The sequence below is a fragment of the Candidatus Tisiphia endosymbiont of Micropterix aruncella genome (assembly GCF_965178575.1).
GTDB lineage: Bacteria > Pseudomonadota > Alphaproteobacteria > Rickettsiales > Rickettsiaceae > Tisiphia.
On record NZ_OZ238268.1, the window covers coordinates 1,643,089 to 1,666,803 of the forward strand.

Annotated in this window: 24 protein-coding genes and 2 tRNA genes; 9 read left to right on the forward strand and 17 right to left on the reverse strand. The window is 33.2% G+C overall.

Annotation, left to right across the window (positions count from 1 at the left end; all coding sequences use genetic code 11):
- Positions 1-2 precede the first annotated feature (2 nt).
- The 6 genes from ACN1AG_RS07955 to ACN1AG_RS07980 all read right to left on the reverse strand — a co-directional run bounded on the left by ACN1AG_RS07955 (position 3) and on the right by ACN1AG_RS07980 (position 3,404).
- On the reverse strand, positions 3-554 hold the full coding sequence (locus tag ACN1AG_RS07955) for a GNAT family N-acetyltransferase (protein WP_417904976.1): 552 nt from the start codon (positions 552-554) through the stop codon (positions 3-5).
- A gap of 25 nt (positions 555-579) precedes the next feature.
- Positions 580-1,218, reverse strand: coding sequence for a class I SAM-dependent methyltransferase (locus tag ACN1AG_RS07960; protein WP_341757300.1), 639 nt, complete (start codon positions 1,216-1,218; stop codon positions 580-582).
- Positions 1,215-1,667: a GNAT family N-acetyltransferase gene (locus ACN1AG_RS07965; RefSeq protein WP_417904977.1), complete on the reverse strand. Its 453-nt coding sequence runs from the start codon at positions 1,665-1,667 to the stop codon at positions 1,215-1,217. The genes ACN1AG_RS07960 and ACN1AG_RS07965 overlap by 4 nt, the downstream gene beginning before the upstream one ends.
- Positions 1,668-1,996: 329 nt before the next feature.
- Positions 1,997-2,470 (reverse strand): NfeD family protein, encoded by a 474-nt coding sequence (locus ACN1AG_RS07970; RefSeq protein ID WP_417904978.1) that lies wholly within the window; start codon positions 2,468-2,470, stop codon positions 1,997-1,999.
- Between the two features lie 234 nt (positions 2,471-2,704).
- Entirely contained in the window at positions 2,705-3,232 is a 528-nt protein-coding gene (locus ACN1AG_RS07975; RefSeq protein WP_417904979.1) for a c-type cytochrome, read from the reverse strand.
- A 97-nt stretch (positions 3,233-3,329) separates the two neighbouring features.
- A tRNA-Gly gene (locus ACN1AG_RS07980) sits at positions 3,330-3,404 on the reverse strand.
- Positions 3,405-3,604: 200 nt separating this feature from the next.
- On the opposite strand from ACN1AG_RS07980, the gene ACN1AG_RS07985 reads away from it, so the two are divergent.
- The 6 genes from ACN1AG_RS07985 to ACN1AG_RS08010 all read left to right on the forward strand — a co-directional run bounded on the left by ACN1AG_RS07985 (position 3,605) and on the right by ACN1AG_RS08010 (position 11,030).
- Positions 3,605-5,227, forward strand: coding sequence for a methyltransferase regulatory domain-containing protein (locus tag ACN1AG_RS07985; protein WP_417904980.1), 1,623 nt, complete (start codon positions 3,605-3,607; stop codon positions 5,225-5,227).
- A gap of 4 nt (positions 5,228-5,231) precedes the next feature.
- On the forward strand, positions 5,232-5,771 hold the full coding sequence (gene ppa, locus ACN1AG_RS07990) for an inorganic diphosphatase (RefSeq protein WP_417904981.1): 540 nt from the start codon (positions 5,232-5,234) through the stop codon (positions 5,769-5,771).
- 196 nt (positions 5,772-5,967) lie between these two features.
- Complete coding sequence (gene murJ / locus ACN1AG_RS07995) at positions 5,968-7,494, forward strand: murein biosynthesis integral membrane protein MurJ (RefSeq protein WP_417904982.1); 1,527 nt, start codon at positions 5,968-5,970, stop codon at positions 7,492-7,494.
- A 575-nt stretch (positions 7,495-8,069) separates the two neighbouring features.
- Positions 8,070-8,774 (forward strand): TraX family protein, encoded by a 705-nt coding sequence (locus tag ACN1AG_RS08000; protein ID WP_417904983.1) that lies wholly within the window; start codon positions 8,070-8,072, stop codon positions 8,772-8,774.
- Between the two features lie 238 nt (positions 8,775-9,012).
- Entirely contained in the window at positions 9,013-9,222 is a 210-nt protein-coding gene (locus ACN1AG_RS08005; protein WP_341751689.1) for a cold-shock protein, read from the forward strand.
- 593 nt (positions 9,223-9,815) lie between these two features.
- The gene (locus tag ACN1AG_RS08010; protein WP_417904984.1) at positions 9,816-11,030 is read left to right on the forward strand and encodes a DEAD/DEAH box helicase; all 1,215 of its coding nucleotides are present in this window, start codon (positions 9,816-9,818) and stop codon (positions 11,028-11,030) included.
- 448 nt (positions 11,031-11,478) lie between these two features.
- Here the strand turns inward: ACN1AG_RS08010 and ACN1AG_RS08015 are convergent, their stop codons facing one another.
- The 8 genes from ACN1AG_RS08015 to ACN1AG_RS08050 form a co-directional block, all read right to left on the reverse strand.
- Entirely contained in the window at positions 11,479-11,877 is a 399-nt protein-coding gene (locus ACN1AG_RS08015; RefSeq protein ID WP_341754210.1) for a DUF2660 domain-containing protein, read from the reverse strand.
- Positions 11,878-12,132: 255 nt separating this feature from the next.
- Complete coding sequence (gene tig, locus ACN1AG_RS08020; RefSeq protein WP_417904985.1) at positions 12,133-13,464, reverse strand: trigger factor; 1,332 nt, start codon at positions 13,462-13,464, stop codon at positions 12,133-12,135.
- 93 nt (positions 13,465-13,557) lie between these two features.
- Positions 13,558-13,642 (reverse strand) — tRNA-Leu (locus ACN1AG_RS08025).
- A gap of 47 nt (positions 13,643-13,689) precedes the next feature.
- Positions 13,690-14,844, reverse strand: coding sequence for a succinyl-diaminopimelate desuccinylase (dapE, locus tag ACN1AG_RS08030; RefSeq protein WP_417905614.1), 1,155 nt, complete (start codon positions 14,842-14,844; stop codon positions 13,690-13,692).
- 118 nt (positions 14,845-14,962) lie between these two features.
- Positions 14,963-15,391: a universal stress protein gene (locus ACN1AG_RS08035; RefSeq protein ID WP_341758711.1), complete on the reverse strand. Its 429-nt coding sequence runs from the start codon at positions 15,389-15,391 to the stop codon at positions 14,963-14,965.
- 30 nt (positions 15,392-15,421) lie between these two features.
- Positions 15,422-16,357 carry a TAXI family TRAP transporter solute-binding subunit gene (locus ACN1AG_RS08040; RefSeq protein WP_367364768.1) on the reverse strand — a complete coding sequence of 312 codons (936 nt, stop codon included), beginning with the start codon at positions 16,355-16,357 and terminating at the stop codon, positions 15,422-15,424.
- 140 nt (positions 16,358-16,497) lie between these two features.
- Positions 16,498-17,133 carry an epoxyqueuosine reductase QueH gene (locus ACN1AG_RS08045; RefSeq protein WP_367364767.1) on the reverse strand — a complete coding sequence of 212 codons (636 nt, stop codon included), beginning with the start codon at positions 17,131-17,133 and terminating at the stop codon, positions 16,498-16,500.
- The gene (locus tag ACN1AG_RS08050) at positions 17,126-18,382 is read right to left on the reverse strand and encodes an MFS transporter (protein ID WP_367364766.1); all 1,257 of its coding nucleotides are present in this window, start codon (positions 18,380-18,382) and stop codon (positions 17,126-17,128) included. The genes ACN1AG_RS08045 and ACN1AG_RS08050 overlap by 8 nt, the downstream gene beginning before the upstream one ends.
- 290 nt (positions 18,383-18,672) lie before the next feature.
- Here ACN1AG_RS08050 and ACN1AG_RS08055 point away from each other — a divergent pair, with 290 nt between their 5' ends.
- Positions 18,673-19,371, forward strand: coding sequence for a M15 family metallopeptidase (locus tag ACN1AG_RS08055; protein ID WP_417904986.1), 699 nt, complete (start codon positions 18,673-18,675; stop codon positions 19,369-19,371).
- 314 nt (positions 19,372-19,685) lie between these two features.
- Positions 19,686-20,246, forward strand: coding sequence for a hypothetical protein (locus tag ACN1AG_RS08060; RefSeq protein WP_417904987.1), 561 nt, complete (start codon positions 19,686-19,688; stop codon positions 20,244-20,246).
- Between the two features lie 233 nt (positions 20,247-20,479).
- Here the strand turns inward: ACN1AG_RS08060 and ACN1AG_RS08065 are convergent, their stop codons facing one another.
- The 3 genes from ACN1AG_RS08065 to rsmI form a co-directional block, all read right to left on the reverse strand.
- Positions 20,480-20,770 carry a type II toxin-antitoxin system RelE/ParE family toxin gene (locus ACN1AG_RS08065; protein ID WP_367364764.1) on the reverse strand — a complete coding sequence of 97 codons (291 nt, stop codon included), beginning with the start codon at positions 20,768-20,770 and terminating at the stop codon, positions 20,480-20,482.
- Positions 20,770-21,048, reverse strand: a complete 279-nt coding sequence (locus ACN1AG_RS08070; RefSeq protein ID WP_367364763.1) for a CopG family ribbon-helix-helix protein — start codon at positions 21,046-21,048, stop codon at positions 20,770-20,772. Before ACN1AG_RS08070 ends, ACN1AG_RS08065 begins: the two co-directional genes overlap by 1 nt.
- Positions 21,049-21,375: 327 nt before the next feature.
- Positions 21,376-22,227, reverse strand: coding sequence for a 16S rRNA (cytidine(1402)-2'-O)-methyltransferase (rsmI, locus tag ACN1AG_RS08075; protein ID WP_417904988.1), 852 nt, complete (start codon positions 22,225-22,227; stop codon positions 21,376-21,378).
- 162 nt (positions 22,228-22,389) lie between these two features.
- Between rsmI and ACN1AG_RS08080 the strand changes: the two genes are divergently transcribed.
- Positions 22,390-23,526, forward strand: coding sequence for a penicillin-binding protein activator (locus ACN1AG_RS08080; protein ID WP_417905615.1), 1,137 nt, complete (start codon positions 22,390-22,392; stop codon positions 23,524-23,526).
- The last annotated feature ends 189 nt before the right edge of the window (positions 23,527-23,715 follow it).

The following is a 23,715-nucleotide window of genomic DNA, read 5'->3' on the forward strand; positions in this document are numbered from 1 at the left end:
GATTACAATCGCTTTACTAAAAAATGTGTTTTACGTCCAGCAAATACCCCCTCTCCTTCCATAATAAAATCATCAACATATTTAAATCCCGCCTTTTCATAAACATGTCTAGCCCTTGAATTTGTGACATCTGGATCGATAAAAAAAGTATCAGCTTGGCTATCATAACTACTTCTAATAAAATCAATAAATACTTCTAAAGTCCTTGCCCCTAATCCTTTGCCAAAATAGGCTATATTACCAATCGTATAATCCATGCTATAGGTGTGACCATGCTTTGAAAGATAAGCTTTTTTGAGTAGTGGTATAGAATATTCCTGCTTTTCTTGTAGTGTCATGACCAAGCAATAAGGTTCGTTATAGACACACCCAATCCAATATGTGTATAGACCATCTGCGTAGCTTGAAGGCTTTATACGACCGTTGATGAAATTTAAAATATCATCTTTATGTTCTTGGCTATTATCCCAAAATTCCTGAACATGGGGTTCTTTTAACCAGTTAAAAATAGTTTCTTTATGACTTAAGTTAGCTTTTTCAAAATGAATATTCATAACATATCCTGTAACAAGGTTTATCTTACTTTTTCTTGGCTATAACTTCATAATAATGATCAATTTTCCCATCCTCTTTTGGTGAAGTTTTCACTTCTTTAAAACTAATAATGTTAAACTCTTTAAAAAGATCAATTGTTTGCTCTTTTGTATGAAAAGTCATATTTTTCTTATCCTCCTTACAAAAAGTTACAATTTCGGGATCAAAAGTGTTCCCAACAAAATAACCACCTAAATCAATCTTATTTACAATATTACTCCAAAATTTTTCAAAATATTCAGGTTTACAAAACGGTACAGAAAAGCTAGCAACTATGATGTCTACATTTGGTAATTCTTGAGAATCTAACTCTTCAAAAGAAGATATTAAAGTTTTAAAATGATCTTTATATTTAACAATTTCTGGATACTTAATAAGCATAAAATCAAAAGCCATTTTTTGGTTGTCTATTGCAATAACATTGAAGCCTTTTTCTAATAACAAAAATGTTTCATGTCCTACTCCTGCCCCTAAATCAATGGCTGTACCTCGCATTTTTTGATTATCTAGTAATTCAACTTTTTTAAAGAATTCAACAACAAACTCTCTTGCTGGTTTATGAAGTTTTTCTTTGTAATAAGCCTCCCATGCATTTGGCTTTAAAAGAGATTTTGATTTATTCATTCAATTTCTTTCCTTAAATATAGTTTTGCCATCAGACCATCATTCTGATAACCAAGGCTTTTATAAAACTCATGGCTTCCATCCTTGGCACGCCTAAGACCAGAGGTTAAATCAACGATGCTTGGACTAGACTGTTGTGCAACGTTCTCTACAAAATCCATCAGTCTTTTTCCAATAGCTTGACCTCGGTAACGTTCATCAACCACAACTCCTTCAATATGAAATCTTGTTTTATCTGATATAAAAAGTTGAGACTTAGACCATGCAACCCACCCAACAATTTGGGATTCTAAACATGCTACAGCAACGCCATAACCATCATTTTTTGTGAATCTTTGAAATCTTGCTTTTAATTCATCCTCTGAGACCTTATACCCAAGTTGTTCCATGAGAGGTAACATGCAAGAGATGTCCTGCATTGCACAGTAACGAATTTTGATATTACTCATCACTCTCCTCCTCGCAACTACTTACTATTACCCACATCTTTTAAAAACCATAAACTTTGAAGCTACCGATGTCATCCTGAACTTGTTTCAAGATATAGATTATAGCATTTTTAATAGATCCTGAAATAAATTCAGGATGACGTCCCACAAATCTAGAGATGTGGGTAATAGGAAATACTTTCGCAGGGGTTGTTTTTACTACTAGACTTCCTACATAAGTCAAAAAAGCTCTTGGGATTTTTAGAAGAAACGAAGCCAGTTACCTTCGCATACACAGACGATTGTTATGGAGCAAAAGCAAATTTTGACGACAAAATTACCAAAAAGAATCAGTTCGTAACACTCCCATTTTTTGCAGTACATATAAGCACATTACCATCAACTTGCACTATGCGAAGTAGATCTCCTTTATGTACTGATTTTATAGTATCTTTGCTGAGTTTAGCATTCATAATAGTTCCTGACCACAATACCTGTCCTGTTTCCCCTACTAGAAGTTCATTGCTATATACCACTACTTCCTTACCAAACATATCAGAATATTCGTACTTATCATATTTCTTGTAAACATAAAATTTTAGCGGATACCATAAGGTAATCAGCCACATAAAAGAAGCAAAGCCAAAAATTATATACTGGTATTTTAAAAGACCTGGGTAATTGTTTAATATTATTGCAGTAGATACTCCACCTAAACCCAAAAATAAAAAACCAACATTTGGAATGTTAGCAAATTCTATAATTATACAAATAACGCCAGCGATCAGCCACCATTCTACTATTGAAATTTCAGATAGGATCATAGAATACCTTCAACTAATATAACCTCAAGTATCGATGTAATAAATTAATAGTAGGCTAATCATCACCATTAGGGGTGATGTCACCGCCATTATGTCATCCCAGCGAAAGCTGGGATCTAAAAAAATAGCCAAGAAAACTATTAGACTTTTTTAGACCCCTGCCTACGCAGGGGTGACATCTGAAGATGCAGGAACACCCTAGGCTATTAAACCGATTTTTAACCGAGGGAGAATTTAGTCATGAACAAATGTCTTTAAAAACATTATAACATTAGCTATATCTTGAGGTTTATTTAAACCAGCAAAAGTCATTTTTGTGCCAGGTATATATTGACTAGGCTTATGCAAAAAATGAAATAAACTTTCTTCATCCCAAATTCCCCCTTTGCTGGATAAAGCACTTGAATATTTATAATTCTCTGCTTTAGCTTTTTCCGCCCCAACGATATTCCATAGATGTGGTCCAACCTTATTAGCTTTATTCTTATCAAGAGAATGGCACATTAGGCATTTTTTTGCTATCTCTCTTCCTGCTTCAGCATTAGCAGTTTTCATCAATTCTTCTATATTCACTGGCACTTCTACAGCAGCTTTAGTGTCAAGGTCACTATGAGAATCTTCTGTTACTTCTATACTGTAACCTCGAGACTCAGGATGTAAAACAGGCTTATACAAAATATTTGTTATAAACCCTACCATCATTGCAATTAAACTGGCTAACAAAATAGAAGCGGCAATTTTATTTAATTCTATTCCAGACATATTTAGGTCGTCTCCGTAGAGAGAATATACCCTAATTTGGGATAACTTGTTATCCCGAATTCGCGTAATATGTATTATCTTAGAACCATTTTTATACTGGAGCGGGTGAAGGGATTCGAACCCTCGACTTCGACCTTGGCAAGGTAGCGCTCTACCCCTGAGCTACACCCGCTTTTAAAAGGCTCACTTATACAAAAACAAGTCATGAATATAAGGAAATACTGTAAAAAGATCAAGAAGAAATAACATCAAAAGAAATTTAATTTTAATCGTAGATACTTATTAATTAGGTTACCCTACAGAAATGTAGAAAATCCTTGCTTAAAATAACTAAATCCACTAGAAATTATTACTTTTATCATGGAGCAAATTATGGGACAAAAAAACAATCCTAATAACAGTTTGCTAGAAAAGCAAACAAATAATATTAATTATGATGATTTTCCTTATGAAAGTTTTCCTTTTACTTATACAAGACCGGAACATTTAAGAACTATTGGCCTATTATTTAACATGAAACCTCCTGCTATAGAGACCGCTAGGATACTTGAGATGGGTTGTGCTGAAGGTGCCAATATAATTGATTTTGCTGAAAGTTACCCAAAATCTTATTCTTTAGGAATTGATTTGTCAAAAGTCCAAATTGTTAATGGCATAGAAATAGTTAAGAGTTTAGGGCTTAAAAATATTGAACTACAACACTTATCTATACTAAATCTTGATGAGTCAGTTGGTAAGTTTGATTATATAGTTTGCCATGGAGTAATCTCGTGGGTGTCTACTATAGTTAAGGACAAGATTTTTGAAATTTGCCATAAATTATTAAACCCTAACGGTATTGCCTTTATTAGTTATAATACTCTGCCAGGTTGGAATATGCAAAAAACTATCAGAGATATGGTGATGTTTCACAGTAGCACCTTTACTGACAACCATAGTAAAGTACAACAAGCTAAATTATTATTAGATTTTGTTAATGATTCTTTAGAAGGTTCAGATAGTTCTTATTCTAAATTCTTACAACACGAAACTAAACTTCTTAAAACTACACATGATTCATATTTACTACATGAATATCTTGGAGAAGAAAATACAGCTTTTTATTTCCATGAATTTATAAGTACAGCTAGAAAACATAATTTAAATTATCTTGGAGATTCTGCACTTTCTGCGATGTTTGTCGGTAATTTACCTGCCAAGGCTGCAGAGCAATTACAAGCGATAAATGATATTGTTAGAACCGAACAATATATGGATTTTATCACTAATCGTAAATTTAGGACTACTTTGTTATGCCACAATAATGTCACTATAGATAGGAAAATTGAACCAAGTAAGTTAAGTGATTTTTATACTACTTCTAATATTATACCAGTCATGCCTGAAAATGAAGTGGATATGAATAATACAGTAGAAAGTTTGGGATTTCATTATAATAATTCAGAATCCCCTAATATTTCGACGTTTTCTCCTATAATAAAGGCAGTTTTCTATGTTTATGCTGATAATATTGGTAATCCTTTGACTTTGGATCAAATTTGTAAATTGGCTATGAAAAAATTAGAAAAATTACAGCTTAAAGATATTAGAGAAGAATTAGATTCTGTAATTATAAAACTAGTGTTACAAGGGTACGTACAAATATTTGCAACAAGGCCTCAGTCAGTATATGAAATCTCGTCAAAACCAAAAGTAAGTGATTTAGCAAGATATCAAGCTCAAAAATTAGACTCAACTAATTTGTTTGTGACAAATCGAATTAATGCTATTGTTTTATTGCAATTGCATGAAAAATATATTATTGAGCTATTAGATGGACACAACTCTATCCAGCAGATTGAAGAAAAAATATTTGAAAAATTTGCTTCTGGAGTATTAGTGGCATCTAATGAAAATGGTAAGATAAGCGACGAAAACCTTTTAAAGCCATTTATTAGTCATTATGTAGATGTTTGCTTGCAAAAATGCAAAAGAAATTATTTATTAATTGGATAAAGTGATGTTAGTTGAAAAGATTAAGACCAAAGTCGAGCATGAAGAGATAAATGTGATTATCGAGATTCCAATGCAAGATAGTCCTGTAAAATATGAGATGGATAAGGAATCAGGAGCAATATTTGTTGATAGGTTTATGCAAACTGCTATGTTTTACCCATGTAATTATGGGTTTATTCCGCATACCTTATCAGAGGATGGAGACCCGGTAGATGTATTAGTTGTATCACATTATCCTGTCATACCTAGCTCTGTGATCAGGTCACGCCCTATTGGTGTTTTAATGATGGAAGATGAACATGGATTGGACGAAAAAATTATTGCTGTGCCTAGCTCTAAGCTAGATATTACTTTTGATTCAATAAAAGATTTAGATGATCTTTGCCCGATGTTAAAACAACGTATAGTACATTTTTTTGAACATTATAAAGATCTAGAGAAAGGTAAGTGGGTGAAGGTAACTGGCTGGGAAAATGCTCAAAAAGCTAAGGAGTTGATTAATGAAGGTATATTAAGGGTATCTACTACCAATTCCGAAAACTAATCATCACGTCGTCTTACTTCGCGATCTCCGCTCCTCACGTACTAGTATGTACGCTCCGGTGCTCGACACTCGTACTCCTAGTGCTAATTTAGTTTTCGGAATTGGTATAAGATAGAAAATCAATAATTGGTATTTGCTTTATGATCGGAAACGATAAGGTGCAGAATAGTGCTTACATGACATCAAGACGGCTTAAATGAAAGGCAACGGATATACAACATTATTTCGTTCTGGAATTATAGTAGCTGCCTTTACTTTCATCTCCCGTATATTTGGTTTGGCTCGCGAATTATTCATTGCTTCATTATTTGGTGCTGGTAATATTGCTGATAGTGTTAATGTTGCTTTTAAATTACCCAACCTATTTAGGCGTATTTTTGGGGAAGGGGCACTTTCAGTCGTTTTTGTACCTATTTTTAATACAAAACTCATAGAATCTCGAGAAGCAGCACGCCATTTCACTGGCATTATCTTTACTATTTTACTCATTACTTTAGTAAGTGTAGTAGTGTTAATGCAGGTTTTCATGCCATCATTAATGTTCATTATTGCTCCTGGTTTTCATGAAGATCTAGACAAGTTTAATTTGACAGTTATTTTGTGTCGCATTACCATGCCATATTTAATTTTTATCTCGGTAAGTGCTTTACTAGGGGGAATTTTAAATTCAGTAAAAAGGTTTGCAGCTTTTGCTTTTTCTCCGATCATTTTAAGTATTACTGTTATAATTACAACGGTAATATTACAAGAACATATATCTACTCCTATATCGATTAGTTTATCTTTGTTGATTGCTGGGTTATTACAAATTATCTTTATGTTTTTTTGTGTAATTAGGGTTGGTTTATCATTCCCTCTAGTTTTTGACCCATGTAATAAAGATGTAAAAAAGTTCTTGTTTGGTATGGGTCCAGCGACTATTAGCTCTGGATTCCAGCAACTTAACTTATTTATCTCGCAATCAATAGCTAGCTTCATCGAAGGGACAATTTCAATATTATCCTATGCAGATAGAATATACCAATTTCCTTTATCTATAATAGGGGTAACTTTTGGTACTATATTATTACCAGAATTATCAAAAACATACCAAATGAATGATTTAGAAAAAGCGGCAAGAATTCAAAATAATGCTATTAAAGTGGGACTTTTATTATCTTTGCCAGCTGCGTTCGGTATTATCACTTTATCAGAATCAATCATTCATGTAATATATGAGCGTGGAGCTTTTACTTATGCTGATACAATTAAAACTGCTGAAGCTATTTCCGGTTTTGCCCTTGGTTTACCAGCTTTTATACTTGCCAAAATTTTGATGCCTATATTTTATGCTAATAGTGATACGAAAACTCCTTTAAAAATAACATTATATTCTCTTACTATGAATACTATATTAAATATCGTTCTGATGAAACCATTTGGTCATCTTGGTATCGCTCTTGGCTGCTCTATTACCGCTTGGTATAATGTTTGGTTGTTATATATATATACAAAGAAATATGGTCATTCTTTCATTGATTCAAAATTATACTCTTTTTGTGGCAAGATTTTATTCAGCTGCGTAATAATGGTACTAGTAATTTGGGTGATTAAGCACTATTGTTCCGAATATTATTATTCCGAATTGTTATTAGTAAAAACTTTTATGCTGGCAGCCACGATTTTAGCTGGAACGATAGTGTTTTTTCTAATGGTTTTTTATTTTAGACTTTATCCAAAATAATTTAACCTGAATTCGATGTAACAAGTTAATACTAGACCCAGTATCATCTCTATTGTGGGTGATGTCACCCCTGCGTAGGCAGAGGTCTAAAGAAGTAGCAAGGATTAAGTGCTTAAACATTTTTAGATCCCTGCCTTCGCAGGGATGACATCGAGCGTGCAGAGAATAATAATTATTCTTACATCGATACTCGAGGTTACGTTGGTTTTTTGATCTACATTGGCAATGCCGTAGCTAGGATGACATCAACCCTAACGAGGATTATGCTCAACCTACTAACTTATCCCAATTCGGGATAAGAATTAGTTAATTCTTATCCCAAATTGGCTTTAATATAAGGAAAAATGCATTCTTAAAGCGGCTAACGCGAATGCATTTTAAACCTTTCTAAAGCTAAAAACATGATTTTAAAAGATTAAAATCATGTTTTTAGCAAAATATTAATTTAACAATCAGATGCAGAGCCGTCTCAAATCTGATTGTTTCTATAACTTCACCGAATTCGGGATAAGAATTATAATTCTTATCCTGAATTAGGGTAACTTGTTACATCGATACTTGAGGTTAATTTATTAATGATGAAAACTGAATCTAATTATCAAGATTTTTTGAAAACTATAGCCATAATAACCATGGTGATAGATCATTTAGGGTTATACTTTTTCCCTGAATACGAAATAATGCGGGTTATCGGTCGTATTAGTATGCCGATTTTTTGCTTTTTTGTTGGCTATAATTTTCATAAAAAACCAAAAATTAAAATTCTTGTAGTCGGAGTTCTACTACATATTTTTACTACCATATTATTTAAGCAGTTCACCACAACTAACATACTGATTCCTATTTTTCTAGGTCAGTGCTATCTTTATTATTTTCAAAATAGCCTAAATAATTTTTTCTATAAGGGGTATTGTCACGTTGTCTTACTTGGGACTCTTTGGTTCTGCACTTGGTTCTTGGTTGATTATGGTAGCATAGGTTTAGCTATCATGTTACTTGGCTATATAGCTAAACATGATCTAGGTAATCTTAGGCTTGCCCTTGCAATATCTATGATTTTGACTGTATTGCATACCATTGCTGTTTTTTCCTTGTCGTATATCTATGTACTTATAGTAGTTATATTTGGAGTTTTGCAATATATATTTATGGTTGCAAGAAATTTTGAGCAAAAAATTGCTATAAATTTGCGGATTATAAGCCATAATGCTTTATATATCTATGCTATACATCTAGCAATTTTACAATTTTTATTTTTCAAATTCTACTTACAGAATTGATAAATCAGTTAATAAACTGTGCTAAAATGTCTACGTTTCAAAGAAAAATATAGAATCTACGCATATTTTCTTATCCCTTGTTGACAATTATTAAGAAAAAGAGTAACATATCGCTTGAGTTTAATAATTAACTCTTTAATAGCATGAAAACCTTGTATCTATCGATTTATTTGGTTTAATTTCTACGGAAGAGTTGCGAATTAAGTTCAAGTAAGTAACTCTATACTAAAAGGTTTTTATGGCTACTAAAGTAGGTAAGGTTAAATGGTTTAATACAACCAAAGGTTTCGGTTTTATCCAGCCAGACGATGGTGGGAGTGACGTTTTTGTTCACATCTCGGCTGTAGAGCGTGCCGGTATCCGTAATCTTAATGAAGGTCAAAGTGTTGGCTTTGATCTAGAAGATAATAAGGGGAAAATTTCTGCTGTTAATCTACAAATAAAATAATATTTATTTAAAACTACAAGCAACTACTCAAAATTTATGAGTGGTTATTAAACTAGTGAATTTTGGGTAGTATCATCTTTTTATACACTTCATGGATTATTTTTTGTAATTCAGTGTTTCACTGTAAGTTAAAGTTATAATTTTGTTGGATCATGTGAGTATATTTTGTTGCATCATAATACAACAGTTTTTTACTACACAATTAATTGACAACTCACGTTATAACGTAAGAACTTAATCATAAGCTTATTCTTTTAAAATATAGAATATATGTTTACTCAAATGCTTTGACTAACCTGAATTTGATGTAAGACATCGGTTTAATAGCCTATAGTGTCCTTGCACCTTCGGATGTCACCCCTGCGAAAGCAGGGGTGACATTGTTCGCAGTTGATGCTTAACAATGTAACTTGTTACATCGATAGTTGAGGCTAACTACTTGATTTTCTAGATACTGAAATAAATTCAGGATGACGTATGGTTTAGTTTTAGATGACAACCGACTTAAAACGAACACCTATTGCTTTTGCTGGGGTGATACTCAAAGCATTTGAGCATTTTTAATTTAAGATAAATAATATTGGACTTATATAATGAAAAGTTTTAATTTACCAAATGAAGTGATTATATCACTTGAACGCATGAACATAACCTCTCCAACGGAAATTCAAAGAGAGGCCATACCGGTTGCTATGCAAGGTAGTGATGTTCTAGCTTCTAGTCAAACTGGCTCGGGTAAGACCCTTGCCTATTTGCTACCAATAATCAATTCTTTTATACAGACTAAATCAATGTCTTTGGTACTTGTTCCAACTCGGGAATTAGCTACTCAAGTGCGTGATACTTTAACTAAGGTAACTACTCAAATAAAACTTCCCAGTGCGGTTTTGATAGGCGGTGAACCAATGCATAAACAATTTACACAACTAAAAGTAAATCCTAAAGTTATAATTGGCACACCAGGTCGTATCATAGATCATTTACTTCGTGGTACTTTAAAATTAAATACTGTTCAATTGGTAGTACTTGATGAAATGGACAGAATGCTTGATATGGGTATGAAAGAACAATTAGAAGAGATAAATAAATATATACCTGCAAAACGCCAAGTTTTAATGTTTTCAGCTACTATGCCAAAACATATTATTGCATTATCGCAAAAATACGTGGTTAATCCTCATCGTATTACTGTTGGATCAACTACTAAGGCTGCATCTCAAATAAAACAAGAAACTTTGCGTGTTTCTGATAAAGAGAAATTTCCTGAACTTATAAAGCAATTAAATGAACGTGATGGTTCTATAATTATTTTTGTAAAAACTAAGCGTGGTGCTGATCAGCTTGCAAAAATGTTAAAATTTGAAGATCATAAAGCTGAAGCTATACATGGTGATTTAACACAAGGTAGACGTGATCGTGTAATTTCATCATTTCGCTCTTCTCGTCATAGGATCATGGTGGCAACAGATGTTGCAGCTCGTGGCTTAGATATACCTCATACACAGCATGTTATCAATTATGACTTACCAATGGCTCCAGAAGATTATTTGCATAGAATAGGTAGAACTGGTAGAGCCGGTCTTTCAGGTTGTGCATTATCATTCATTTCGCCAGAAGATAATATTAGATGGAAAGCTATTGATCGCCTAATAAATCAAGGCGAAACTACTTCAAGAGAAGATATGAGGGAAAGTAAGAATCGCAGAAAACCATTTAATGGCAATAATGGCAAAAAAAGTTATTTTCCTCGTAATAATAATGATAGAAAACCTTATGCTGGCTCTGCTAGAAATAACAAAGCATTCTAATACTACAATTGTAGTTACTGCACAGAGCTGCCATTCCCGCGTAGGTAGAGGAATCTAAAAATACAAAAACACCTTAGACTTAAAGGTTTTTGAGATCCCCGCCGTAGCTCGGATGACATCGTTTTGAGATAAGGTGATTAGTAGCATTATTATTGAATAATCAGGTAGTATACTCTTTATTTACGAGTATACTTATTTAACCTGAATTCGATGTAACCTGTTACATCGAATTCAGTGTTATATGTAGAAACAATCAGGTTTGAAGCGGTTCTACACATGATTGTTAAAATATAACACTCCATTCAATATGTGATTTTAATAATTAAAATCACATATTGAATGATGAAAAAAGTTAAAATGCACTCGCAGAACCGCTTCAAGAGTGCATTTTTCCTTATAACAAAGCCAGTTCAATATAAGAATTATTAATTCTTATATCGAACTGAGGTTATTTACCCAAAGTTTTCTGAGATTGGGAATGTGCTTGTTGTTCAATGCTTGCAACCCTTGATATAGCCTGTTGTTTGATACCAAGATCTACTACATGCTCGTATCTCATTCCATTATCTAGTAGAATATGACCAAGTTTATTTACTAACTCTACATCCTTTTTAGAGAATTTACTAATAATTAATTCTGTAATTTCATATAAAAACTTCCAAGATAGCTCAACTCTATCCTTGAGAGAGAGGTTCTTTTTATTATTTTCTTTATTAAATGGTTCTGCATTATTAGGATCATCGACAAGCGTTCTAACCGGTGTTTTCTTGCTCTTTTTATAAATAAAGAATGTAACAAACACTAAAAATAGACCTGCTACAGCGATTATCAAATTAGTATTTTGCATAAAACCCTCCAAATATATCTTACTGATAATGCCCTGCTACTTGACTCTATACCCATAGTACCCTACATTTTTTATATAACCACTATTAAAATGGCTGCTGATCGTCTATTAGAGAGGAGTCGCTGAAAGCGGCGACGCGGCAATCTAGGATACGCGAAGCGTACTAGAAAAAACAGCTTCGCTGTTTACCTAGATCGCCACGGCATCTAAAGAGCCTTGCTATGACGATTATAGAAAAATGTAGGGTACTATGCTCTATACCACACGATCTTCTTCTTGTGCTAAAAATTCTTCAAGCTTTTCTTTCGTATAATTTTTTTCCTCTAAGATCACTTCATTGTCAAAAATATGTTGCACTGTTTTTTCTTCTAATAACGGACCCTTTAAATGTTCAAGAGCATTAGGATTTTTTTTATAAAAATCAAATATTGCTGTTTCTTGACCTGGAAACTTCCTTGCTTGAGCCATAATAGCACTTACAAGATCTTTCTGCTCGATATGTAAATTCTTAATTTTCATATATTCGGATAACATTAGACCTATTCTAACACGACGTAAGACTAGCTTATTATAATACTCACTAATTTCTGCTTCTGATTTATCTTTAAATATCGAATCTGAATCACTATTTCTCTCCGTTTGAGATTTCAGAATACTTATCTCTTGGTCTATTAAAGATTTAGGAACATTAAACGTTAATAGCTTTTCTAATTGATCAAATAAGCTCATTTTCATTAAAGTGCGTATAGACTCACTATATTCATTTTCTATGCTTTTAGAAATATTATCACGTAACTCTTCTAGTGTTTCACAATTAAATTTCTTAGCAAACTCATCATCAACAACTACCTCATCAGCAGAATGTACTGCCTTTACTTGTACAATAAACTTAGCCGGTTGACCTGCGACTTGCTCCATATGATAATCTTCAGGAAACTTAACGTTGACTTCTACCTCATCTCCAGTCTTAGTTCCAATAAGCTGATCTTCAAAACCCTCAATAAAAGCTCCACTACCAATTACTAGTTTATAATCTGTAACCTTACCACCTTCAAAAGCCTCATTATTGACATAACCAATCGCATCAATAGTAACTTCCTGCCCCTTTTTTACTTTCCCTTTACTTTCTTTATTATAAATTTTTGATATAGATGCAAGCTTATCTATTTGCTTATTAACATCATCTTCTTTAATTACTAACTTTGGATGAGTAATTTTCATTTTTTTAAAATTTGGCAATTCAATATCAGGTAATAGCTCAAATTTTAGAGTAAATTCTATATCCTCATTCTCTTCATTACGTAAATTTTCTAACTGTGGATCACCTACTGTTTTTAGTTTATGATCTTTAATAACATGCTGTACTGCATGATTAATTTCATGGTTTACCACATCAGACCTAACAGATTGTTTATATTTCTTATTAACAATGCTGATTGGCACTTTACCAACACGAAATCCATCAAGCTTAACTTTTTTTGCTAAACTAGCTAATTCTTTTTGTACTTCATTGGCAATTTTAGAAGAAGGAAGGACTACTTTAACTTCAAAATCTAGACCTTCATTTTTAAGTTCTGTGACTTGCATACTAAAAAACTCATTAGCAATATTAAAACCTTACAAAAACTTGAAGAGCTACTAAATTAAATCAAGCTCTCCAGTTTTTGTATTATTATTTTGTGGTGCGGATGGAGGGACTTGAACCCCCAAGCCTTGCGGCGCTAGAACCTAAATCTAGTACGTCTCCCAATTTCGTCACACCCGCATAGCTGTACCCCTGACTACTTAACATAGATTGTTTTAACAACTTAATTAAGTAGGTTCAGTTAGGAATTTTATCAGAGAATTATAATACACATGATACAGCCTTTGTAAATCGTTAATTTCTGTGTATTCATTAATTTTATGAGCTGTATTAGATTGTAAACCAAATTCCACAACAGGACAATAATTTTGGATAAACCTCGCATCAGAAGTACCACCACTAGTAGATAATTTTGTATATAGTCCTGTTGTATTAGATACTACCCGAACAAAATCGGCAATTAGCCCTACTGGTTTTTGGATAAAACAAGCTGCTGAAGTTACATTCTTTAACTCATATTTAACATTGTATTTAGTACAATAATTGTTAATTATCTGATCTATCAAATCTGTTATGCTCGATGGTGAATGAAGATCATTAAAACGAATATTAAACTTTGTTGTAATTTTTGAAGGAATTACATTAGTCACATCATTACCTACATCAATAGACGTAACTTCTAGATTCGACTGTTGAAAAAATTCACTTCCTTCATCCAGTCGATAATTAACCAACTCATTGAGTATCTGAACTAAAGGAGTAATCGGATTATTGGCTTGTAATGGATATGCCACATGTCCCATTGTACCATATAGAACTAAGTTAAAGTTAATACTTCCTCGCCGACCAATTTTTATGGTATCGCCTATTTGATGCTCATTTGTTGGTTCACCTACAATAGCAAGATCGATCAAATTATTACTATCCCTATGCAAATATTTTAACATTTCCACAGTGCCATATTTGGCGTTTCCTTCCTCATCGCTAGTAATTAGAAAACTAATTGAACCATGCGGAGTTAGATTTAACTTAATAAAATCTAAGCTAGCAGCTAGGAAACATGCTATCGCTCCCTTCATGTCAACAACTCCCCTACCATAAATCTTATCACCTACGGTAGTTACTATAAAAGGGTCGTTAAGCCATAATGCCTTATTACCTGTTGGCACGACATCAACATGTCCAGCAAAACAAATATTAGGTCTTGCATTACCATAAACAGCATAAAGATTGGTTACTTTATAATTATCCTCTCCAAATATTTTGATTTCAGTCTTAAAACCATTTTTTTCTAATAAATCATTAATATATTCAATACAACCGTTACTCTTAGGAGTTACTGATTGAAAACTAATTAAGTCTTCAAGAAATTTTATCAAGATAACCTCCAGTAGTCATCAACTTATAGTTTTTCCTAAACATTCCTCTCTACGCGAATTCGGGATAAGAATTAACTAATTCTTATCCCGAATTGGGGTTCTCTCATATCTAGCCAATGTTTTATTCTCTGACAACCAAAACAGACATACCTGAGTGCCGCACAATCTTGGACGCATTAGGGCCTAACATATAGTCTCTAAGCTGTGGTCTGACTGCTGAAATAATGATTAAGTCAGCTTTCACTTCATTGGCATATTGTATTATTTCATCATAGACTGCCCCTCGACCAATATGCAATTCAACTTCGATCTCCTCCGGCACATATTGTCTAATTAATTCTGTTACTTGTACCCGATATTTTTCTTTTTGATCTTTTGCCCAACTTTTAGGCAAATAATCCTCAACCATTTTCATACCAAAATCCGAGATGATATAAAGAAAATGTAATTTGGCACTAAAGATAGTAGCAAAACTTAAAGCCTTTGGTAATATCACCTTAACTGATTGTTTATCCGACAAATCTATTGGTATTATTATATTTTTAAACACAATTAACACTACTCCGGTGCATTTATATTATTATCTATTTCTTACTACTGAATGTTTTGGCAAAACAAAATTATTAGTATCAGCAAAATGCTTAATATCTATATTATATAACATATAATTAGAATGTTTAAAATGTTTTACGTTTTTGTGAAACATTCCGATAAATTTATCCAATAGTTTAGCATCCATATTGCTATTAGTAACTAAAATTGCTGTTACTGCTACTGTATTCTGATCGAGAGTGATCCCAGGATATAATCTTTTATCCAGTAATGCCTTATGAAAAGCTTTATTAGTGGCGATTAATTGTGCAATTTTATTATCTTCAATAGGCACAAAATCAACTTTACAGCTATTAGCAGTAAATCCCACCAAGGCATTAGGATGACCTACCGTCATCATTATCACATCAATTTTACCGCTACAAAATTCTTTTATTGACTCTTCATAATTAATTTCATCAACATCTATTGGTTCTTTAGTAAAATTATATAACTTCCTTATAGCATTATAGGTAATAGTATTACTAGAGAATGACAAGCCATTTGATATTCTCTTACCCTCAATATCTGAAAAAGTCTTTATCTCATCCCGATTTTTTACAACAACAGTAAAAAACTCATCATATAGATTAAGTACCTGACGCATTTCTTGCATTTTTTCTGTATTAGAGTAATATCCAGTACCTTCAAAAGCCTCAAGTGCTACATTAGATTGAACTAAAGCTAAATCTATCTTACCTTCTTTTAGCAAAGCTAAATTTTCAACACCTCCACTGGTAGGTACTACTTCGCAATTTACACTTTTATCAGCTAAAGTAAAGGTTTTACACAAATCCAATCCGATAGAGTAATAACCCTTCAAAATAGAACCAGACCCAATTTTTACTGTTTTTTGCGAAGCAAAAACACAATTACTAGTAAAAAACAGGAAAAAAACTACCAATAAAATTCTGAAATTATTCATAAATAACACTATACACTAAAAATAATTGACCACTAATACTTAAAGACTTAAAATTTAATAAATCATTTTCCCTATCCAAAGTACCTTTACTATTATTGATAATCAAGATAATTGTTACAATTCATGTGTAAAAAAAATCCTTATTCCTTATAATATTCTTCTCCAATTTCAATTTCACTACGGTTATTTAACTTACGCCAATTATTGGTGTCCCTAAGTGAGTAGATGCAGCCACAATATTCTTGCTTATAAAAATTTTCACGTTTAGCTATTTCGTACATTCTACTGCTACCTCCATTTTTACGCCAATTATAAGTCCAGTAAGTTATTCCATCGTAATGAGAAGCAGCCTTGATCCCTGATTCATTAATTTGATCCATATCTTTCCAGCGGGAAAGACCAAGAGAACTGGTAATAACTTTAAAATCATTCTCATAGGCATAAAGAGCTGTCCGTTCAAAACGCATATCAAAACACATAGAACAACGTTTACCTCTTTCTGGTTCATATTCCATACCTTTACTTCTCGCAAACCAATTCTGCACGTCATAATCTGCGTCAATGAAACTGATACCCATTTTCTCAGCAAAACGGATATTTTCATTTTTACGAATTTCATACTCTTTTTTAGGATGAATATTAGGGTTATAGAAAAAAATAGTTAAATTAATACCGGATATTAACATTTTTTCCATCAGCTCTCCTGAACATGGAGCACAGCATGAGTGTAGTAGCACTTTACTTTCACCATTTGGTACTTCTAGAATTTCATTCATAATTATCTGCTAAATTTTTTCTGTAAGTTTCTTTATAAAATCTTAAAATAACATACGATACTACCGCAAGGGCAATCAGATAATAAGATATTGCATATTTATCACCAGTATAGGTAGTTAACATCATGCCAACTACTGGTGCTGACCCGCCAAATATGGCAGCAGCTAAGTTATAAGAAAGAGCCACACCAGTAAAACGAACACTAGTTGGAAATATTTCCACTAAGACAGTAGGAATTGGCCCCATATAAATAGCAATTATTGCGGCAAACACTATCTGAGACACGACAGCAATCACAAAGTTCATCGACCCAAGTCCTAATAAGATCGGGTAAGATAATAATATAATTAGTAGTATCCCAGTAATTAGAACAGGACGCCGACCTATTTTATCAGAAATTGTCGCAGAAATGGGGAATATAATCATCATTGTAATCAAAATTACACTACCAACAATGGAACTCTGACTTTGACTATAACCTAGTATCGTCATGAAGTTACCGATAAAAACCGTCGCCGTATAAAATGGTGCTGTAACTGTAACATAAAGACCAATTGCTATAATTAACTCAAGCCGATATTTTGAAAAAATTTCACGAATAGGGAATCTAGATAAGCAACCATTTTCTTTGGCTCTTTTATAAATAGGACTTTCTGATAAATTGCTTCTGATGTACAAACCTATAGCACCGATAAATAACCCAACAATGAAGGGTATTCTCCACCCCCATTCTATTAGAGATTCTTGTTCCATAAAATATGAAAACCCAGCTGCAGTAGCAAGACCAAGTAACATACCCCCACACATGCTAACAAAAGAGCTACTACCAGCAAGACCACGCTGCTGCGCTTCAGCATGCTCGACAATATAAGAAATACACCCACTAAATTCTCCACCAAGAGCAAAACCCTGTAATAACCTAATAAAAGTTAAAATTATTGGTGCAGCTATTCCAATAGTGTCATAGCTTGGTAGTAATCCAATAGCAGCTGTTGGTACTGCCATAGTTGTAATGCCTATCACTAGGGCATTACGTCTACCAAATCTATCACCTATATTACCAAGGACTATACCGCCAAGTGGCCTCACAATAAAACCAGCAGCAAATACAGCCAATGTGAGTGTCTCACGCATTGTCGAGTCTGGAAAAAAATGCTTACCAATTATAGAAGCAAATTGTGCATATAAAGCATAATCATACCACTCTAAACCATTACCAATCATTCCGGATATTACAACTTTCTTCATCAGATACTTTACATTATTAATGAGTGCAGAAAAAGGCATAATAAATTATTATTTTACATTGGCAATAATTTAATCTACAATTATTTGATATAATCTCAAATATCGATGTAATAATAGTAGGCTCAAGTAATCATCGCCATTAGGGATGATATCACCCCTGCCGCCATTATGTCATTCCCGCGTAAGCGAGAATCCAAAAAATAGCCTGCAAAGGCTATTAGATATTATAGATTCCTGCTTTCGCACACTAGTGTCCGGTTTAAAAATATAATTTTAATTAGAAGGTTATTATGTTGAATGAAACGGTCAATTTACCGGAAGGTTTTGTGTATTTGCATCAAATAGATTCTACTATAATTCAACAGCTGATGTATTATGATACTAGAAATTTTGTAGGAAAGCAGATCGATGGCTATAAAGCTAATAGAGCTGTACTAACTAAAGAAGCAGCTACTGCCTTAAAAAATCTTCAGAAAGATATAAAAAATGATAACTACTCTTTGGTAATTTATGATGCTTATAGACCTAATAAAGCTGTACAACATTTCGTTAGCTGGGGAGAAGATGTTGCTGATCAAAAAATGAAAGACTCCTATTATCCATACATTAATAAGACTGAAATTTTTCAATTAGGTTATGTTGCTAAACGATCACCTCATAGCCGTGGAAGTACTGTAGATTTAACTATTATCGAACTTGAAAAACAATTAAATCCAAACCCTAAAATGATAAAAAGACCTCTAAAAGATGGTCGTCTAATCCCTTATTTTGATGATAATACGGTTGACATGTATAGCTCTGTGGATCTTATGGATCTAGTATCCTCCCATGATAGTAAACTAATTGATGAACTTTACTTACAAAATCGTAATTATCTACGTGAGAAAATGAAAAAACATAATTTTAAGGAATATTCGGTTGAGTGGTGGCATTATACCTTACAAGACGAACCTTATAAGGATCAGTATTTTGATTTTGATGTTGAATAAACTTCTTGCATTAAGTATAAACTCAAGTATTGATGTAAGACATCGGTTTAATAGCCTAGAGTGTCATCCCTACCCCTTCGGATGTCACCCCTGCTTCAGTGCGGGGTCTAAAAAATTTTAACAAATTCTCTCGGTTTATTTTTCTAGATCCCAGCTTTCGCTGGGATAACACAATGGTGGTGATATCACCCCTAATGGCGATGATTACTTGAGCCTACTATTAATTTATTATATCAATATTTGAGGTTAAGTATAACAACTGCTCAGGACAACTTAAAAAACAATAATTAATAATTATTTAAGGAGAAATTAAAATGAGTAAAGATAAAATTACGGGACGTAATAAAGAACTCTTACAAGAGACAGCTCTGAGATTAAGGATTTCTGAAGATGAAGTTCTCAGTAAAGTTCCAAGCATAATATTATCGATGGCTGAATTCAACCCAAAAATCCTTGGAGGTCATCTAAAGAGAATGGAATCGGATAAGACTCCAGAAAAAGTATTACATCAGCAAGTAGCCGACGATAAATTTGGCGGTGTAGTCTTTTTTAATAAAACACAAAAGGAGGCAACATCTAGTACTCTTGGTTGGAGTAACTATAATAAATACCTCTTAGAAACTATAGCTATACTATCAAAAAAGTCTGAAGATGAAGTTTTAAATGAAATTCCACAAGACATACTAAGTGAAGCTTTATCTAACCCTGGATACCTTAAAGAGTATCTAAAAACACTGAGAGAGAGTCTAAAAATTAATGATTCTTGTACAAACGACAATCCTGATGATGTAGCAGCTGGCAGTTCACAAATGTCTAGTGCCGCTAGCTGTGCTTTAACGGGTGAAAATCTACCCTTTAACGAGGAGTTAGATTAACCTCAAGTATTGATGTAAAACATCGAATAGCCTAGGGTGTCATCCTGCCCCTTCGGATGTCACCCCTGCGAAGGTAGCGGGGTCTAAAAAATTTTAACAAATCCTCTCGGTTTATTTTTCTAGATCCCAGCTTTCGCTGGGATGACACAATGGCGGTAACATCACCCCTAATGGCGATGATTACTTGAGCCTACTATTAATTTACTACATCAATACTTGAGGTTATACTCAAATCATTTAAATTCTATTTCCTTATCATGTCTAATATGGACTACGTAGATGGTATCATTATATATTCGATATCGTAGTATATAACCTGATAAGCCAAATCGAATAAATAAATCCCTATAATCTATTAGATTAGTCACCGGTTTACCTGTCAAAGGAAATTCTATAAGTTTGATAACTGCTTTCTTTATTGTTTCTGCTGCTCTCTTTGCAGCATTAGGATTATTTTTATCAATGAATTTTCTCAGTCGTACCAAATCTACAATTGCTGATTCCAACCATACTAATCTTTCCATTAAGGTCTTTCCTCTTCTTTATCACTTCCCCATCTATCAAGCCACTCAGTTATTTTGTCATTTCCTAAAAATTTACCTTCTCTTGCTTCTTGCCAACGCTGTATCGTCTCTTGTTTTAATTGCTCTTCATGTTCCTCTGATTTGAGATAATTAGTAATTGCTTCCTTCATCAGCCAGTGTGCTGAACGTTGCTTAATTTTACCAAGCACTTGCAACCTCTTCTTAATTTGCGGTGCAAGTTTCACACTTACTACAGTATTATCCTCAGCTCTTTTCATACTCTGTCTCCTTTATAGTATTAAGTAAAAGTAACCTGAATTCGATGTATAGCTAACCCGAAAAGGTTTTAGGTATATGTTAATCTTAGCTTAGTTAGAAGCGATGTCCCTGCGTAGGCAGGGATCTATAATATCTCATAGTCTTTTAGGCTATTTTTTTAGATTCCGCACCGAAGCGGGAATGACATCAATTCTATCACCATTACTATGCCTTAAACCTTTTCGCGTTAGCTATAACAAGTTACATCGAACTTCCGTGAAGTATTTATAAGTAATACTATACACTACTTATTTTGTGTTTGCAACTTTCGAAGTAGGAGAAGTATATTAATCACTTGAGTTCTTGATTTTATTAACTATAGAATATATTTCTTTTTTGCTGTAGCTTCTTCCAAAATTTTCATTAGCTATATCTGTGACACTTTTTGCACTCCATCCTTTAGATAAGTATAAATCTATAAATTTTTTTAAGTCATCTGCAAGAAGAGCTTTATGAGGTTCAGAAGTACCGGAAATTAGCAGCACTATTTCCCCCTTGATAATGTTCGAGTTATAGAAATTTATCACATCTTCTATTAACCCAAACTTTACTTCTTGATAAAATTTAGTAAGTTCTCGTGCTACACATACCTCCCTATTACCAAAAACAGTAAAAGCTGTATGTAGCGATTGTTCTATTCTACTAGCAGTTTCAAAAAAAATCAAAGTTGCTTTTATATTAGATAATTCTGTAAAAATCTTCTTTTTACCTTCAGTAGTTTTTGGTAAGAATCCAGCAAATAGAAAGCGATCTGATGGTAATCCAGAAATGGTTATAGAGGTAGTTAATGCCGAAACGCCCGGCACTACATCTATGTGATAATTCAGTTTCCTTAAAGCTCTTACTAGTTTATAACCAAGATCAGCAATTAACGGTGTTCCAGCATCAGATATTAGACTAACTATTGCTCCATTATCAATTAATGTGCGGATAAATTCTCTTTCTTGATAATCACTATGATCATTATATACTTGTAACTTAGTCTTTATATTATGTTTTGCTAGTAATTTTCTTGATATTCTAGTATCCTCACACAGTATAATTGTGGAATTTTTTAACGTTTCTAAAGCCCGGAGTGTTATATCATCTAGGTTACCAATAGGTGTTGAGACAATGTATAGTCCTGGTTTGAAGATCATAATTTAATCCTATAAGTAAGCATTATGAGCAATATAAAAGACTTCCTGCATAAGTCAAAGAAGCTTTCGAGATTTTTAGGAAAAACGAAGCCAAGTACTAGAGCGTACTTAAATGTACGTGAGGAACGAAGACGAGTTTCGACGACAAAATCACCCTCTAGATTGAGTTATGCACAAAAATTTTTAAAGGTCACCTTATCATTTATATGTCTTGTCTCTTTATTTTCTTGCCAATCTAATAAGGAGGTTGTTGTTCCTAGGCCAAAAGAAGTTGCTCAGGAAACTCTAGAAGTGGCTATTTTAATGCCCCTAACAGGAGAACATTCTACATTAGGTAAGCAATACAACCAATTAATTAAAATGGGTCTAGAAGATGGCTTAAAAACTTATGTTCATGTTACTTCTTATGATGGTTCTAATGAAAAGCAGGTACTTGCTGCAATGGATAAAATACTGCTACGTAAAACAAAAATTATTCTCGGACCATTATATTCAAATCTTACTTCTCTAATTGCCAATAAAGCTAAAGCACATGGTATTATTGTCATTACCATGTCTAATAATCCTGTATTGGCAGACAAAAAACTTTTTGTATTTGGTCATGCTCCGTCAAAGCAGCTCACAAAAATAATTAATTACTTTGCCGATAATGGTTATAACAATTTCATTGCACTTTTACCTTCAGGTAATCATGCAAAAACAATAAACCAACTTATCCAAAATATACTAATTCAAAAAAATTCTACCTTAGTGCGGAGTGAATTTTATGCTAATATACCGGAATCAATAGAAAAGGCGGTTTTAACTGTCTCAAATAGTGTTGATAATTTAAATGAAATGGAGGATACGGCAACTAAACCTGTAATTTATCTGTCAGATGATAGTAAAAATTTAGATTTGCTTTTTGATAGTATTCATAAGCATAATTTAGATAAGAAAGCAGTTATAATAGGTGATAACAGAATTGATATCGATCGTTCTGAACCAGTAAGTATTATCTTCACCGGTTCATTGAATATTGTCAATAGTAATATAATAGAAAGGGCTAAGAATATAGGTATTAATCATTTGTCTTTCATGCATGCTGTAGCTTATGATCTAGGAAGGATAACATCAAAATATATGGGTACTAACTTTACCGAAGAACGATTTTTAGCAGCTATTAATGGTAAAACCCCGTATACTGGTATATCAGGTAATGTCTACTTCATCGATTCAATAGCTCAAAGAGAGTATGATATAATTAAGAAAGAAGATGGTCTGTATAGTACTATGGCAAAAAGTAATAACAAATTCTGATTTAGATATAGTTAACCTCAAGTATTGATGTAAGACATCGGTTTAATATCTCCGATGTCATCCCTGCACCTTTGGATGTCACCCCTACGTAGGCAGGGGTCTAAAAAATAGCATAGAAGGTATGTTATATAATTTTAGACCCCTGCTTTTGCAGGGGTGACATATACTTTCACAGGAATGATGGTAGAA